The sequence below is a fragment of the Spirosoma aureum genome, from assembly GCF_011604685.1.
Lineage (GTDB): Bacteria > Bacteroidota > Bacteroidia > Cytophagales > Spirosomataceae > Spirosoma > Spirosoma aureum.
Genome location: NZ_CP050063.1, coordinates 8,619,506 through 8,635,785, shown reverse-complemented (window position 1 = coordinate 8,635,785; position 16,280 = coordinate 8,619,506). Strand labels below are relative to the sequence as shown.

The 16,280-nt window shown below is 47.6% G+C and carries 16 protein-coding genes; 12 read left to right on the top strand and 4 right to left on the bottom strand.

The genetic code is table 11. The features are described from left to right. The first annotated feature begins 16 nt into the window (after nt 1-16). Together G8759_RS34540 and G8759_RS34535 are read left to right on the top strand one after the other, a co-directional pair. Nucleotides 17-475, top strand: a complete 459-nt coding sequence (locus G8759_RS34540; protein ID WP_167218216.1) for a DsrE family protein — start codon at nt 17-19, stop codon at nt 473-475. 8 nt (nt 476-483) lie between these two features. Next, nucleotides 484-1,377, top strand: coding sequence for a LysR family transcriptional regulator (locus tag G8759_RS34535; protein ID WP_162384671.1), 894 nt, complete (start codon nt 484-486; stop codon nt 1,375-1,377). 50 nt (nt 1,378-1,427) lie between these two features. On the opposite strand, the gene G8759_RS34530 is transcribed toward G8759_RS34535, so the two are convergent. Further along, nucleotides 1,428-3,182 carry a DUF6044 family protein gene (locus tag G8759_RS34530; RefSeq protein WP_232074064.1) on the bottom strand — a complete coding sequence of 585 codons (1,755 nt, stop codon included), beginning with the start codon at nt 3,180-3,182 and terminating at the stop codon, nt 1,428-1,430. A 145-nt stretch (nt 3,183-3,327) separates the two neighbouring features. Between G8759_RS34530 and G8759_RS34525 the strand changes: the two genes are divergently transcribed. Both G8759_RS34525 and G8759_RS34520 read left to right on the top strand, forming a co-directional pair. Further along, nucleotides 3,328-4,872, top strand: coding sequence for a M28 family peptidase (locus G8759_RS34525; protein WP_167218214.1), 1,545 nt, complete (start codon nt 3,328-3,330; stop codon nt 4,870-4,872). Between the two features lie 132 nt (nt 4,873-5,004). Continuing rightward, nucleotides 5,005-5,238: a DUF4834 domain-containing protein gene (locus tag G8759_RS34520; RefSeq protein ID WP_167218212.1), complete on the top strand. Its 234-nt coding sequence runs from the start codon at nt 5,005-5,007 to the stop codon at nt 5,236-5,238. Here G8759_RS34520 and G8759_RS34515 read toward each other — a convergent pair whose 3' ends face one another. Beyond that, nucleotides 5,239-5,619 (bottom strand): YbjQ family protein, encoded by a 381-nt coding sequence (locus G8759_RS34515; protein ID WP_167218210.1) that lies wholly within the window; start codon nt 5,617-5,619, stop codon nt 5,239-5,241. Between the two features lie 476 nt (nt 5,620-6,095). On the opposite strand from G8759_RS34515, the gene G8759_RS34510 reads away from it, so the two are divergent. Then, entirely contained in the window at nt 6,096-6,551 is a 456-nt protein-coding gene (locus G8759_RS34510; protein ID WP_167218208.1) for a MarR family winged helix-turn-helix transcriptional regulator, read from the top strand. A gap of 28 nt (nt 6,552-6,579) precedes the next feature. Continuing rightward, nucleotides 6,580-9,288: a phosphoenolpyruvate synthase gene (ppsA, locus tag G8759_RS34505; RefSeq protein ID WP_167218206.1), complete on the top strand. Its 2,709-nt coding sequence runs from the start codon at nt 6,580-6,582 to the stop codon at nt 9,286-9,288. A 139-nt stretch (nt 9,289-9,427) separates the two neighbouring features. Here the strand turns inward: ppsA and purN are convergent, their stop codons facing one another. After that, nucleotides 9,428-10,000 (bottom strand): phosphoribosylglycinamide formyltransferase, encoded by a 573-nt coding sequence (gene purN / locus G8759_RS34500; protein ID WP_167218204.1) that lies wholly within the window; start codon nt 9,998-10,000, stop codon nt 9,428-9,430. A 199-nt stretch (nt 10,001-10,199) separates the two neighbouring features. Here purN and G8759_RS34495 point away from each other — a divergent pair, with 199 nt between their 5' ends. From G8759_RS34495 to phnN, 6 genes are all read left to right on the top strand, one after another. After that, nucleotides 10,200-10,826, top strand: coding sequence for an ABC transporter ATP-binding protein (locus G8759_RS34495; RefSeq protein WP_167219407.1), 627 nt, complete (start codon nt 10,200-10,202; stop codon nt 10,824-10,826). A gap of 31 nt (nt 10,827-10,857) precedes the next feature. Beyond that, nucleotides 10,858-11,562: a peptidylprolyl isomerase gene (locus tag G8759_RS34490; RefSeq protein WP_167218202.1), complete on the top strand. Its 705-nt coding sequence runs from the start codon at nt 10,858-10,860 to the stop codon at nt 11,560-11,562. A gap of 100 nt (nt 11,563-11,662) precedes the next feature. Further along, nucleotides 11,663-12,577, top strand: a complete 915-nt coding sequence (locus G8759_RS34485) for an SDR family oxidoreductase (protein WP_167218200.1) — start codon at nt 11,663-11,665, stop codon at nt 12,575-12,577. Continuing rightward, nucleotides 12,574-12,963, top strand: coding sequence for a tautomerase family protein (locus tag G8759_RS34480; protein ID WP_167218197.1), 390 nt, complete (start codon nt 12,574-12,576; stop codon nt 12,961-12,963). The genes G8759_RS34485 and G8759_RS34480 overlap by 4 nt, the downstream gene beginning before the upstream one ends. Before the next feature lie 5 nt (nt 12,964-12,968). Next, nucleotides 12,969-13,238, top strand: a complete 270-nt coding sequence (locus G8759_RS34475; protein ID WP_167218195.1) for a DUF167 domain-containing protein — start codon at nt 12,969-12,971, stop codon at nt 13,236-13,238. Between the two features lie 104 nt (nt 13,239-13,342). After that, entirely contained in the window at nt 13,343-13,891 is a 549-nt protein-coding gene (gene phnN / locus G8759_RS34470; RefSeq protein WP_167218193.1) for a phosphonate metabolism protein/1,5-bisphosphokinase (PRPP-forming) PhnN, read from the top strand. Between the two features lie 101 nt (nt 13,892-13,992). Here phnN and G8759_RS34465 read toward each other — a convergent pair whose 3' ends face one another. Next, nucleotides 13,993-16,263: a CocE/NonD family hydrolase gene (locus tag G8759_RS34465; RefSeq protein ID WP_232074063.1), complete on the bottom strand. Its 2,271-nt coding sequence runs from the start codon at nt 16,261-16,263 to the stop codon at nt 13,993-13,995. Nucleotides 16,264-16,280: the final 17 nt, after the last annotated feature.

Sequence of the window (16,280 nt, the reverse complement as noted above, 5' to 3'; positions counted from 1 at the left end):
ATCAAAAACTAATATCATGATGAAATTGACTTATCTGTTCATGCTGGCTTTCCTGAGTGCTTTAGCTCCAGCTATGGCTCAAACAAACGAAACCGGTGTGTTCCATGGAGCTCAACCAACAAAAGACCGATATCGTGCTGTTTACCAGCTCAATACCGCCGATACCGCCGTTATCCGGCATGCATTGGCCAATATTCAAAATGCGCTGAACGACCCACGCCTGAAAGGTAAATTAGAGGTCGAACTTGTAGTATACGGCGGAGCGGTAGCTACATACCGAAAAGACAAGCCGTATTTTGAGAAAGAAGTCACAAGCCTGCAAAAACAGGGAGTCATTATGGCTATGTGCGAAAACACCATGCGGATTCGGAAAATCAGCCGCGATGAATTGTTTCCCATCATTAGCTATGTACCAACGGCCAACGGCGAACTCATCATCCGCGAACAGGAGGGTTGGGCTATCATTCGTCCGTAACATTGGCCATGCTCGATTTTCGCCTGAACGTCTTCTATACGGTTGCCAAACGGCTTAGCTTTACCAAAGCGGCTGCCGAACTGTACGTGACGCAGCCCGCTGTAACGAAACATATTCAGGAGTTAGAACACCATTTTGGTACGGCTCTATTCGATCGGAGGGGTAATCAGATTAGCTTAACGGCAGCCGGGAGTTTGCTGCTTCGTCATGCCGAAACCATTGTGGCCACCTATCGCCAGCTGGAATTCGACATGAACGGACTCAAAGGTCAGCCGGGTGGAACGCTTCGGCTTGGGGCCAGCACAACCGTTGCCCAATACGTCATTCCACCCGTGCTGGCTCGTTTTCACGAGCATTCGGCCGACATCACCATTTCGCTCCTGAGCGGTAATACCGAACAAGTGGAACAACAGTTACTCCACAATGATATTGAACTGGGTTTGGTGGAAGGACGAACGCATCATAGTGATATTCGATACACGCCCTTTGTGAAAGATGAACTGGTACTCGTCTGCCGGGCCGACCACCCGCTGGCCAACCGCGATGAGATTACACTCGACGAATTAAGAACGGTTCCTATCCTGTTGCGGGAACGGGGATCGGGTTCGCTGGAAGTCATCGAACACGCGCTCAGGGGCGTGGGGCTTCGGCTTACTGATCTAACCATCGAAATGCAACTGGGCAGCACCGAGAGTATCAAGTCGTATCTGGGTAGCTCGCGGTGTATGGCTTTCGTGTCGATTTTTGCCGTGCAGGACAAAGTACGCGCGGGCATCCTAAAAGTGCTTGATGTACAGGGTCTTGCTATTCACAGGGAGTTTTATTCGATTCAGTTACAGGGCGTTAGCGAAGGGCTGGCCGATACGTTCATGCGATTTGCCCGTCAGCATTACAAGCGGTAAACCAACAGACGAAGTGCCTGGGACAGGCAAAAAACGAACCCTATACCGCCCTATTGAACCCGATACAACCATATTCGCCAGTAGCTTTCCGGCTCATCAAATACTTTTTCCAGACGTAGTCGATTTTGAGCTGCGTTGAGGATCGGTACCGCCGATACGACGTATTCACCATCAAGAGCTTTCAACGCATCAGTATCAATCTGGAGATGACTAACCGACTCGGTTTGGGTTTTGCCGAACAGATAGTTCATGCCTAGTTCAGCCGTGTAGAGGTAAACACGGCAGGCATACGCATCATAATAAACCCGCATTTGGCGGGTACCTTTGGCCAGTTCAGCCGCAATGATCTTCCGAAAAGCGTGTTTGTAAGGAAGAGGATAATTATTCTGGTAACTATCCAGCGTATAAAACCCATTGAACTGTGCAACCGATGGATGCATGCCGAGGCAGATTACCCGGTAGTCGGCCTGCGGTCGATGGATGTAGTCGCGAATTTGGGCGAATTGTTTTTCCGCGAAAAAGGCCCGGAAGGATGGATGCTGCGCTTCTGTGACAAACCCAGCCAGCTTGCCGACATTAAGGCACCATTCTTTGTTGGCCACGATCATCAGCAAGAGCTGGCCAGCCAGAACCAGACGATTCCAGCGCCCATTTGCCCTGAATTGCTGGAGGGATAAAGCCAGCAGGCAAAACCACAACGTAGGAAGCAGGAAATAGAAACGATCGAACTGAAAAACCCGGAATTTCATTCCCAGTGAACCATCGCCGAGCCATACGATGAGGTAATGATAAAAGCCATGAATCAGGCAGAAGACACCAGCGATGATCAGCAAACTCACGAGCCACCAAACGGTTCGACGATTATGCCGCTGAAAGGCTCGCCATGCCGCTAAACCGCTTACCGCTACAATGCCCAGCGTTAGAAAGGCGCCCGTATTGAACATAGGCCAGACAAACAAATCGGCACTTCGGCGAAGGCTATCCAGAATTTTCATGGAGCGGAGTTGCGCATAATCGAACTCAACCCGTTCAGAAACGTAGGTCTGATTGAGAAACGCATAAATCAGCTCCCACTCACTGGCCAAATATACCATCGACAGTAAAGCCAGCCCGAGCAGGAACGGCCAGTTGACCATTCGATGGCGGAACTGGCTTATCAGCCCAATTACGCCCAAGGCTATGCAGATAAATAAGCCAGCCCAGACAAAAAAGGAGTAAAACGGAAAGAGAACAATGATCAGCCAATCGGTCCAGCGGCTTGTTTGCGTCAGCAGGTTCAGAAAGGCGAACAGGAGTAGTGGTTGCCCGCTGACCGATGCACCATGCACGGTGTAGCAAGGTACTACTGCGAACAAAAAGGCGATAGCGACTCGTGTGAAAGCCCACTGATGAGCGGGTAAAATATGTTTCTTCAGCAACAGGTACATGCCCCAAAAACCAATACCGTGTACGGCGGTAAAATTGAGGACCTGTGCCGTATAAGGCGGAAATAGCCAGAACGAGAGCACTTCAAGATTCAGGCCCGTACGGAAAGCCGAACGGGGAATACCCGTGAAATTCCCGCCACTCATCGCGTTCGGAATAACTGTATTTAGGTCGAAATTGAAGGCCGTGCCAGTAATCTTCAGAAGATACAGATACAGAAAATCGCTATCCAGATTATCGTGAATAGTTAAATGAGCACCTTCGCCGAGCCAGACATACGGAAAAACATAAAGCACTAACAGGCCAATGGCCATTCGCAAATACGTCTTTTCGGATGAAGCAGTGGATGAGTTGACAAGTGAAAGAGGAAGAACAGGCATAACGCAATTTACGAGTCCAAATCTGCTGGATTATTAAAAATCCGGTGCGGGTTCGAAAAACGAAATTACTGAAAATCGCCGAGAGGTAGGGAATCCTGCAAAGCCGTTGGGGTTTTTCGTAATTTTACCGGTAAACCCAATCACCATGCAAACATCTTCTCTTGTAGCTATAGTGGCCGGTCTGGTATTAACTACCGGATCATTGCAGGCCCAGACCGGATCTGCAAAACAAACAGCTTTGCGCTCTAAGGCCCCGTTAGCAGCTAAACTGCCTGAATTCACTATTTCACGGGCTGAGGTTGAGAGCCATACCCGCTTTCTGGCTTCCGATGAATTGATGGGGCGCCGAACAGGTGAGCCTGGTAATCAGGTAGCAGCCCGTTACATCGCTGAGCAATTCCGACAATTAGGTTTAAAAACTCCTCCCGGCCAAACCGATTATTTTCAGCAAATTGGCCTGGAAAAAGTGAAGGCTGCCAGTAGTGCTACCTTGATCATGGGTAAAGATACGCTCCGGCTGGGCAAAGAGCTGGTCGTTATGGCGGGCGGCCCGACCAATGTATCGGGTGAGGTTGTTTATGTTGGCTATGGCCTTACCGATGGTGAGGATGGCTACAAAGGACGCGATGTAAAAGGGCGTATTTTAGTAGCACAGGGCGGGTCTCCTGATGCAAAAGGACCGGGCGAAATTTTTCGGGCTTCGGCCGAAAAGCGTAAACTGGCTACCAGTAAAGGAGCTGCTGCGCTAATCGAACTCTACAGTGAATCCATTCCCTGGGGTTTTGTGAACCAGTATTTCAGCCGCGAGCAGGTTTCTATTCCAGTGGGAGAGAGCGGAAGTACTCCCCTGGCACATGTATGGGTTAATAACGCCAATAACCAATACAAGCAATTAAAAGAGGCCGGTCAAACGGTTATGTTTCGAACCTCGGGTCGACCGCGAACGTCGGTGTCATCAGCTAATGTGGCTGGCATTATCGAAGGCACTGATCCCAAGCTTAAAAGCGAATACGTCATCTTGTCGGCCCATTTTGACCATGTAGGTGTTGGCAAACAGGGCGGCAGTGCTTACCAGCCCAGCGATAGCATTTTTAATGGAGCAAGGGATAATGCATTCGGAACAGTCTCTATCCTGGAAGCAGCCAAAACACTTTCGCAGCAACGCCCGAAACGGTCGATTCTGGTGCTTGCACTAACAGGCGAAGAAGTTGGTCTGCTTGGAAGCCGCTACTACGCCGAACATCCATTGGTACCGCTCAAACAAACAATTTTCGATCTTAATACCGATGGCGCCGGCTATAATGATACCACGATTGTTTCGGTAATTGGGCTGGAACGAACCGGCGCGAAAAACGAAATTGAAACAGCCGCGAAAACATTCGGTCTGGGTGTATTTGCTGAACCAGCTCCCGAGCAGGGCTTATTTGATCGATCAGACAATGTTAATTTTGCTGCCAAAGGAATTCCGGCACCTACTTTTTCGGCTGGCTTTAAAGCCTTCGACGAAGCCATTGGGAAATATTATCATCAGGCTATCGATAACCCCGAATCGCTCGATTTTAACTACGTTCAGAAATTTTGTCAGGCGTTTGCTTATGCGGCCCGTTTGATTGCCGATCGGCCAATGCGGCCACAATGGTCGGCGGGTGATAAGTATGAAGCGGCCGGAAAAGCCTTGTATGGACAGTAGTTGGTTCATAGCTGAACGGCTATTATCCAGGTAAACACGTCTCGACCGATTAACCTGAATAAAAGCCGTTCAGCGTAACAAAAAACTAAACGACCCGCCCCAGCGTTATTTTACTATTAACAATACTCGGACATGCTGTTTAAATATCTCTTCATCATCACCCTTGTTATTCTGTTCGTACCGCCCGTGCGCCGATTTGTCTTTTATCTGCTGGTCGGCCGGCAGTTAGTGAAGCAACAGAAACAACAGGGCAACGGCCGGGGTGGTCGCCGGGAGGGCGAAATTCGGGTAGAACCCCGACCTGGAAAAGACTCGGGCTCTCGCTATACGGGTGGTGAATACGTTGACTACGAAGAAGTTAAGTAGTTAATTTTCTTTTTTATATTTCACGGCAAGGCCAGTCATTACATAGCCGTTGTCGGTTGTCGATGTGTAGTACGTATATCGAACGGCTACCAGTGCGTCTGCACCAATCTTTTTCGCCTGCATTGTCAACCGTGCCAGCATTAGTTCTTTCTGCTGCACGTCATTTCCCCGACTGAGCATCCGTTGATTCTCCGATTGCCGCTGAGTCAGCGGTACTTCTCCTTTCAATTCCAGATCCTGTAGCGGATCAAATGGTCGTTCAGGTCGTTGATCTTCATAAAATACGTCAACGGGATAGTGATTCTTATGCTGCAGGTACACCATAGGCTTAAAGCAGCCCGTCATACTGACTAGTACCACGAATACGAATACGTTTTTCATAAGTATCTGTGTTATTGATCCGTAAAGAATCCAGCTTTTTTTGTTGAAGAACGAACAGATGGATCAATAACTGTAAACCACGTTTTGCAGGTAGAAAACCTTTTACTGGTACAACCCATTCAAAAGAAATTGCAGACAAAATAAATAAAAAATACGGCCCATGTTTACAATATGAGCTGATATGTATTTTGTTTTTAGGAGATATGCGGATCAAAATGTATAGTTATAGTAGGAAAGATTAATAAAGTAGGTAAACTGTTATAAATCAGGAAAATAAAGAGCGGATACAAATACTTTACGGCTGATCATTCCAGGTAAGCTCAAGTGGCTTTAATCCTGTCCCCAATACCCTGTTGATAGATTCCTTCAATAGATCGCTCTGCCAGTGCTTGTGATTTTTTATCAAAAATTTCTTGGACAGGTTTCAAATTTACAATTATCTTTGTTGCTAAGATATTTAGCTAATAAGATATAATATGGATGAGGACCTACTCAAACAGATCAGAAAACTGAGCCAGCAGTATGCATACACCTCCATTCAGATGCACGAAGCCGTTGCCCGAAAAGCGGGGCTTTCAGGAACTGACCATAAATACCTGGGATTTTTAATGGAAAAAGGGCAAATGACGGCAGGAGAGCTGTCGACCTTAACAGGTCTGACGACGGGTGCGGTTACCGGTTTGATCGACAGATTTGAAAAAAAAAACCTGGTGAAAAGACAATTTGCTGAAGACGACAGACGGAAGGTCTTCATTGTACCAAACACCCCAACTATAATGGCACTCCTGGTACCACTCTACAAAGAATTCCGAAGCAAGTCAGAAAAATTGATCGCTTCATTTTCAGACGAGGAAGCCAAAATCATTGAAGCCTACTTTTTGAAAGCAATTGACATCATGAATGAGACGACGAATCAACTCAACAACAAATAATTGCAGAAAAGTATAAAAAATGAAAAATATGAACGCCTTCATACTTGGTTTTCAGGAAATCGATAAGACAAAACTTGCATTAGTCGGCGGTAAAGGTGCGAACCTGGGGGAGCTTAGCAAGATTGAGGGAATACTCATTCCGGATGGGTTTTGTATTTCTACGGAAGCCTTTGAAAAAATTATTGGGGAAACATCGTCGATTAACGAATTACTGGATCAGTTATCGCTGCTGAAGGTGGAAGACCGGGATAGAATCGGTGAATTGAGCACAGAGATTCGCAGAACCATCGAAGGAGTTGCTATTCCTCAAGGCATTCAGGAAGAAGTTACTCACTTCCTTTCCAGGCTTGGTGAAAAAACTGCCTATGCGGTACGCTCCAGCGCAACGGCAGAAGATTTACCGACGGCCTCTTTTGCCGGCCAGCAGGATACGTATCTGAACATTATCGGAAAAGAAGCCATCCTGAAGCACATCAGCAAGTGCTGGGCCTCTTTATTTACCGAGAGGGCTGTCATGTACCGCCTTCAAAATGGATTCGATCACCGTAAAGTCCAGCTGTCTGTGATTGTTCAGCGGATGGTCTTCCCGCAGGTGGCAGGCATTTTATTTACGGCCGATCCAGTTTCTGGAAATAGAAACGTGTTATCCATTGATGCCAGCTTCGGACTGGGGGAGGCCCTGGTCTCCGGACTTGTCAATGCTGATCTCTATCAAGTTTGCAACGGCAAGGTTATTGATAAGAAGATAACCACCAAGAAATTAGCTATTTATGCCTTACAGGAGGGCGGTACGTACGAACAGGCCATTGAGCCTGAGTTGCAGAACCGGCAGGCACTGACGGATGAGCAGATTTTACAGCTCGCGCGTCTGGGTAGAAAAATCGAAGAACATTTCGGAAGCCCGCAGGACATCGAATGGTGTTTGGCGGATGATTCATTTTATATTGTCCAGAGCCGCCCAATCACAACGTTATACCCGATCCCTGAAGCGAATAATCCCGAAAATGCCAGGCGTGGCCCGACCGAGCCGGTGCGCCGGTGCGACGACCCGACCGAGCGCGGCCCGCACGTCTTTGTATCGGTCGGTCATAACCAAATGATGACCGATGCCATGAAACCATTGGGATTGTCTTTTTTCCTGTTAACGACCCGGGCACCCATGTACACTGCTGGCGGAAGGTTATTTGTTGATGTTACAGCTATGCTGACTTCACCTGTCGGTAGAGAAACTATAGTAAATGTCACCTTGGGGAAATCTGATCCACTCATGAAAGATGCACTTACAACCATCATAGAGCGGGAAGATTTTATCAAATTGTTGCCAGATGATAAACCGGGACCAAAGCCTGGTAAAAGCAGCCAAGGTCGTTCGCATACGGACTTTCAAATACTAAAAGATTATGACCCAACAATCGTTTCGGATTTGATCAGGCGTAGTCAAACATCGATAGACGAGTTAAAGCAGAACATCCAAATGAAATCAGGATCGGATCTGTTTGATTTTATCCTGGGAGATATCCAGCAATTAAAGCAGACCAGTGCTGATTCACAGAGCTTTGGCGTGATTATGACGGGCATGAATGCTTCATCCTGGATCAATGAGAAAATGAGTGAGTGGCTGGGTGAGAAAAATGCAGCAGATACGCTTTCTCAATCTGCGCCCAACAATATCACTTCGGAAATGGGGCTTGCACTTTTGGATGTAGCCGATGTGATCCGTCCTTATCCGGAAGTAATTAAGTATTTACAACGGGGCGGCCTTCCGTGGGGCGGCCTTTCGCAGATAAAAGACGATAATTTTCTGGATGAACTGGTTCAGTTTGAGGGTGGACAGGAAACACGGGATGCTATCGCTGCTTATCTGGACAAATACGGAATGCGCTGTGCTGGAGAAATCGATATTACCAAAACTCGCTGGAGCGAGAAACCAACGACACTTGTTCCTGTCATTCTTGGTAATATCAAAAACTTCGAGCCGAAGGAAAGCAAGCGGAAGTTTGAGCAGGGACGACAGGAAGCTTTGAAAAAAGAGCACGAGTTATTGGGTCGATTAAAGCAACTGCCCGATGGTGAACAAAAAGCCAGCGAAACGAAACGAATGATCGACCTGATCCGGAATTTTGCCGGCTATCGTGAATATCCAAAATACGGCATAGTTAGTCGCTACTTCGTTTATAAACAGGCTTTGCTGAACGAAGCTGAGCAACTCGTACAAGCCGGCGTTATTCAGGAAAAGGAAGATATCTACTACCTTACTTTCGATGAATTTCGTGAAGTCGTCAAGACCAATACGCTGGATTACCAGATCATTAACCAGCGAAAAGATGAGTTCAAAATCTATGAAAAACTAATTCCACCGCGTGTGATCACGTCTGATGGTGAAATCATAACAGGCAAGTACAAACGCGAAAATCTCCCTGCCGGGGCTATTGTCGGTCTGGCTGTTTCGTCCGGTGTTATCGAGGGACGAGCCCGTGTCATCGTAAATATGGAAGATGCTGATCTGGAAGAAGGAGATATATTGGTCACCGCGTTTACGGACCCTAGCTGGACACCCTTGTTTGTATCCATCAAAGGTCTGATTACCGAAGTGGGTGGACTGATGACTCACGGCGCCGTTATCGCACGTGAATATGGTTTACCGGCAGTTGTTGGCGTAGAAAATGCGACTAAGCTGATCAAAGACGGGCAACGAATCCGGGTGAATGGAACGGACGGCTATGTAGAACTACTTTAAAAGGGGGAGGTCTTATTAATCCGTGACTTAGTCAGTAAAGCAATCGATGTGGAGAAGTATCGTATTTAGGCTTCTTGATCCGCATAGGTCAGGTTTTTCAACCTGACCTCACTCAACGGGTTCAAACCCTACTCATACATCAGGAAAGTCCTGCCAGAACTTCGGCTATAACACGTGGATAATGCGTGTGCTCAAGTACCTGAACATTCCGGGCTACATCATCCGGCGTGTCTGTTGGTAGGACCGGACAGCTAGCCTGGTAAATGACCTGGCCTTCATCATATCGTTCATTTACGTAATGAATCGTAATGCCGGATTCGGTTTCACCAGCCGCTACGACCGCTTCATGAACAAAGTGGCCATACATTCCTTTTCCACCAAATTTAGGTAGCAAAGCCGGGTGAATATTAACGATTTTATTGGGAAAGGAACGAACTAAATCGCTCGGCATCAGCCACATAAAGCCAGCCAGGACGATGAGGTCGATTTCCTGATTGATCAGGAGTTGCGTGATTTTATCCGTTTCATAAAATGTTTTCCGATCAAATAACAAAACCGGAATATGAAGCCGGCGGGCCCGTTCGATAACCCCCGCTTTGTGATTGTTGGAGACAATCAGCGAAACGTCTATGTCAGCATTGTCAGCAAAATAAGTTGCAATTTTTTCGGCGTTCGAGCCGGAACCGGAAGCAAAGAGGGCGATGCGTTTCAAGGTTATACTGAATAATGGGGCTTTTTCCGGGAGCCGAGTCACAACTCATACGGGAATTATGGTTAATCGTAGCGCAATCCCCGGCGAAAGCCCTGTACGTAATGGCCGGTAAAATTATTCATTATCTAGTGTACATTATTCATGAATTATTCAGCCTGCCATACTTTTGCCTATTTTTGTGAGTACTCGCCCGAATCCGATGCTGGCAACAAATCAACTCACGTTTGAATACGGTCCTGCGAAACAGTTCGCATTTCCGGATGTATACTGCGCTAACCGCGAAGCCCTTCTGATTCTGGGGCGATCCGGTACGGGAAAAACAACCTTCCTGCACCTACTGGCTTTACTGCTTCGACCAAAGGGCGGTTCGGTCGTTATTGACCAGACTGACCTGACGAAACTGAGTCCAGCCGAAACGGCGGCTTTTCGGGCCAAGCACGTTGGTATTATTTATCAGAAGCCTCATTTTGTCAGTTCGCTGTCGGTACTGGATAACCTGGTATTGGCCAACTATCTGGCCAGTAAGCCGCAGGACAAAAACCGCGCCCGCGATCTGGCCAGTCAGTTAGGTTTTGGCGATCAATTGCCTAAGCAAACCCATCAGTTGAGTCAGGGTGAACAGCAGCGGGTCAGTATTGCGCGGGCGGTCATGAATCAGCCCGATATTATTCTGGCCGATGAACCAACATCCAGCCTCGACGATGAGAACACCGCACGGGTCGTAAAGCTCCTGCGCGAACAATCGGAACAGATCGGTGCTAGTCTGATTGTTGTTACGCACGACCAGCGCCTGAAGGATGTATTTCAGAACCGGGTAGCCCTTTGAGTTTAACGTTTACCGTAACTTATATAGCCTAATGCGCAAACTTCTGCTTGTTTTCCTGCTCATGCCCTTGCTGACAATGGGCCAAAATCGCAAGAAAAAAGACTATCTCGTATCGCTCAATACCCGGTTTGGCACCATGCGGCTCGTGCTGTATGACCAGACTCCGAAACATAAAGAAAACTTCATTAAACTCGTTAATCAGAAATTTTACGATAGCTTGTTATTTCACAGAATCATCCCAATGTTTATGATTCAGGGAGGTGATCCGAACTCGCGCAAGTCGCAGGCCGACGAACCCTTAGGTATGGGCGCTGTAGACTACAAAATTCCGGCGGAGTTTGTGCCGGCGCTTTTTCATAAAAAAGGCGCGCTGGCTGCTGCTCGTGATAATAACCCCGAGAAAGCATCAAGCGGTTGTCAGTTCTATGTTGTGCAGGGACGTGTCTGGAACGATGAGGATTTTCAGAAGCAAATTGCCCGGATTCAAACAATGAAAGGCCGTTTGCCAACCGATGAGCAGAAAAAAGTGTATCAAACGCTGGGGGGAGCTCCACATCTGGATGGCAACTACACCGTGTTTGGCGAAGTAATTGATGGGTTAGCTGTAGTCGACAGCATTGTTAAACAGCCTCGTAATGAAATGGATCGCCCAAATCAGGACGTTCGCATGAGTATGACTGGTTCCTGGATAAAGAAAAAAAAGATTAAAAAACAGTACGGCTATCAATACTTGTAGAGACGTAATTTGCGTCTTACCTGCGTCAATTCTAAAACGTACCGGCAAAGCCATTTAGTCAGAAGACTGCGCTGGCAGACCGGTCTCTACACAGAAAATTATGAAAAAACGAATTCTTCTCACGGGTGCCAATGGTTTACTGGGGCAAAAATTGGTCGACTTGCTGGTGCAGCAGCCGGATGTCGACTTAATCGCTACGGCACGCGGTGGTAATCGGCTGCCTTATTTAGAAGGCTATACCTATCGCTCAATGGATATCACCAACCGTCAGGAAGTACATGATGTGATCGGTGATGTGCGCCCGAACGTAGTTATCCACGGAGCCGCCATGACGGATGTGGATAAGTGTGAAATTCAGAAAGATGATTGCTGGGCACAGAACGTTCATGCCGTTGAGTATATCATTGAAGCCTGCCGGGCCATTGATGCTTTCCTGGTTCACGTGTCAACCGACTTTATTTTCGATGGAGAGGCTGGCCCCTATGACGAAACGGCCGAAGCTAATCCAATTAGTTTTTATGGCTGGAGCAAGCAGGCTGGTGAGTCGGCAGTGAAACATTCGGGTGGGTTGCGTTGGGCTATTGCGCGGACAGTACTCGTATATGGTATAGCTCACGACATGAGCCGCAGCAATATCATTTTATGGGTCAAAAAGTCACTCGAAGATGGCAAGAACATTAAGGTCGTAACGGATCAGTGGCGTAGCCCGACGCTGGCCGAAGATCTGGCAATGGGTTGCTACCTCATCGCCGATAAAGAAGCAGCAGGTATTTTCAATATTTCGGGCAAGGAGGTACTGACGCCGTATGACATGGCGATTAAAACGGCCGATTATTTCGGATTGGACAAATCGCTGATCACGCAGGCCGACGCATCGACCTTTACACAGATTGCCCGTCGTCCTCCACGTACCGGATTTATTCTCGATAAAGCGCATACGGTACTGGGTTATGACCCGCATACATTTGAAGAGGGTATTGCCGTTTTGGCTAGCCAGTTAAAGCAACCAGCGTGAGTCAGGTAAAGATTTATGGTGTTCGGGAGCACTTATTGCCCATTCGAGACCAGCTTTCGGAGGTGGTTCATTCGTGTGTGGTAGACGCGCTACAGTTTCCTCAGAATAAGCGCGCACACCGATTTTTCTATCTTGATAAAGAGGACTTCTTCATGCCTGCAACGGCTTCAGAACGCTATGTTATTCTGGAGTTTATCATGATGGAAGGACGTACTGTTGAGACCAGGAAAAAGCTGATTCATTTACTCTATGAACGCATTGCTGAGCAACTAGGATTAGCCGTAACCGATCTTGAAATCTGTATTCTGGAAAGTCCGGCGCATAACTGGGGCTTTCGGGGTTCGACTGGTGATGAGATTAAGCTGAATTACAACGTGACTATTTAACGAACGTGATCCTACACCTGAAAGTTAAGCCCGGCAGCAAAGTAGACCAACTGTTCTATGACGCTGCCGGGCTTCTTATGGTTAAAATAAAAGCGCCTGCTCAGGATGGCAAAGCCAATGCCTACCTGATCGAATTTCTGGCTAAACAATTTGGTATCGCTAAGTCAGGCATAACCATCGTAGCTGGATTTTCAAACCCGCACAAACGGATTGAGGTAGCTATCAATAATGAGGATTATGAACAGTTACGGGAGCAGATTTTAAGGAAATCCTAGTTTTATTGTGCTCGCATCGAATAACTGATCCGATGTTGAACGGAAGCCGATAGCTCAGATTTATTGATTTTGCCGGCACTGGCTGACAATTCATCACATCGACCATGGCAGGAGGGAAATTGTTTTATGTAATTGGCCCATCGGGGTCTGGTAAAGATGCGTTGATGACCTATGCCCGAGAGCAGGTAGCCGGTCGATTACCAATTCTGTTTGCTCACCGTTACATTACGCGCCCGATGGATGCCGGTGGCGAAAACCACGTTTGCCTGACGCAGTCCGAATTTCTTAACCGTCGGGAATTAGGCCTGTTTGCGCTCGACTGGCAGAGTCACCAGAATTTTTATGGCATTGGTATTGAAATCACATCCTGGATGAGTACGGGGGCTAATGTCGTTGTCAACGGCTCACGGAAATACCTGCCAACAGCCAGCCAGCGTTTCCCGGAAATGCGGATTATTCTAATCGACGTGAGCCCCGATGTACTGCGGCAGCGACTAACCGACCGAGGCCGTGAAACAACAGAAGAGATCAACGCCCGGATCGAGCGCAATCAGCAGATTCCACCGGTTCATCATCCGAATTTATTGATACTCAACAATGACGCATCTCTGGTCGAAAGTGGAGCAAGGTTTATTGATATGCTGACTAGTTGATCTGAACGGTTTCTGAATCGACCGATCTGCCCGTAGATTAGTACTTTCTTACTACCCTTCCAGTTGTCTGGAGACCTACCCCCAAGCAGGTCTCCAGAGAATCAGAAACGAGCGGGATTTTCCTGAACGGGAATTTTGATAAAACTATCGGTAAACCACTCAATCGTTAAGGGGGAACCGGCATCTCGGATCGTTTCCTGGCTTACGTCCTTGCCGGTGCCGTAATTGATCTGGGCAAAGGGGTTTTTGTCGATATTTAAAACGACGAGCAAGCGGCTTCCCTTTCGCAATTGACGGCTGACCAGTCTTGTTTTCGAAAACGGAATGGTTTCCATAACGCCGGGCTTTAACAGATTTCGATGGCTCGCATCTCGGGCATAGCTTGCCCTGCCTAAATAGTACGACAGCTCGAAAAACTCACCCTGCGGTGTCACTTCGTAAAGTACGACACCTATATCCATGTCTTTTTTATTAATGATCGCTTTCAGTTCTCCCGAAAACAGTCCATTGATGGAAACCTCTTGATCGAAAGGATCGCTGATAAAAAACAGGCCGTTGCTCCGGTTTAGTGTTTTTCTGACGATCGGGTCTGGATAGTAATCATTGTTCCAGGTAGTGCGGTCGGCCAGGTCAACTTCCTGTTTAAGTGCTCTGGGTATTTTGGGCTTTTGCCTGGTCAGCCGATAATTGTCTCCGTCTTTCTGATCTGTCAGATAAAGTATCAGACTCGTGTTACTCATTTTTTCGATGGATGGCGCATGTTGCCAGGCATTGGCTCCCATAACCTCATAATTGATCCTGTCTTTCAATAGAGCTGGTTTTTGGCCACCCTTAAGCACATAATTCAGCCAATTAAACGTAATTTCTTTCGTATCGATCAACGCAACGGGGTCTACGTTGTACTCACGCAAAACGGGCAGTCCTCCCTGTTGTGCACCAAAATGATCGTAAGGGCCAATGATCAGGTAATGATCAGCATTGGGCTTGTGTTTAAAGTGCTCGGTGACGTAGTGCAGAGCCGAAATCTGTCCGTCGTCGTAATAACCCGTAATGCTCAATACCGGAATCGTAATATTGGCAAACTCTTTTCCATACGGTACCATGCCTTGCCAGAACGCATCATAGTCAGGATGCTTCAGCCAACGCTGCAACCACGGGTTAGGCGTTCCGTCAATGCTGTCGATCTTACTATATGCGGCACCGGTCTGATACCATTGGTTGCGCATCCGGCGCCATCGCTGATTGTCGTTATTCACCTCATTATCGACGTACTTATTATTCGTTACATAAAACGCCCACTGATAATTGGCGTTCAGAAATACGTTATTTTCCATCGGCAAGCCCTGGCCCGGAATGGCCGCTACATAGGGCACGATCGTTTTTAAGGCCGGATGCAGGTACTTCGTCGCTGCCCACTGGGCGAAACCAGAATAACTGCCTCCATACATACCCACCTTTCCATTACTCCAGGGCTGCTTAACGATCCAGTCAATCACCGAATTAACGTCTTTGGCTTCATGTTCATAAGGCGCTACCGGATCTGGACTGAGTCGTTTTCCCCTGGCATCGGCAACGATCCCCACGTACCCTCGCGCTGCTGCATATTTTGCTTCAGCCAAACTTCGATCTGTATTCGAATAAATAAAAAAGAGCAAGGCCGTGGGTTGAGGAGCCGTAATCCCTCGTTTACGAACGACTACCGCCGATAGCGTTGCTCCATCCTTCGTTTTAATCAGCACGCTGTCGTCACGAATAAACCGACGCTCTTCATCAGCCTTTACCACTGGCAGGGCAATAGCCTCAATCTGTTTATAGACCTGTAAGGTGTTATAGCTACTACAAAGCGCTATGGCTTCGGACAGGGTCAGGCTATCCTTTTTTGCCGTCGATAAATGATTGTTCAGGTCATTCTGCAAGCCAATGATCCCATCCCGGCTACTAAAAGCCGTTGAAATAGCGACTGCTCTTCGATCGTCCAACCCTGCAAAAAGGGTAGTCAACCTCGGTTTGAAATTTGTTCCAAAACTGGCTCCATTCTGCCTTTGCCTTAAACGGGCTTCGGCAAATAATTCATATTGTTTAAAGAGTAAGTCGGCGAAGGTGTCTTTTGACCGCAACCGCAAGGATGCAATGCTCTTTTGGGCTTCTGCGTATTGACCGGCGACTAATTGCAGACGGAAAACAGCATCAAAAAAGGCCTTTTGATCTGCTTGTGGTTGATAACTGGCTAAAACTTTTCTGGCTAGTTCGGGCATCGCCTGAGCAACGCCAAGGCTGTCGGACGCGTTTACCGCTGCCAGGGTAAAGAACTGTGCCTGGCCTATAGAGGTCAGGAGAAGACATAGCAATCCCATCATGAGTTTTTCCTTCATGTCATTTTTTAGTTTAC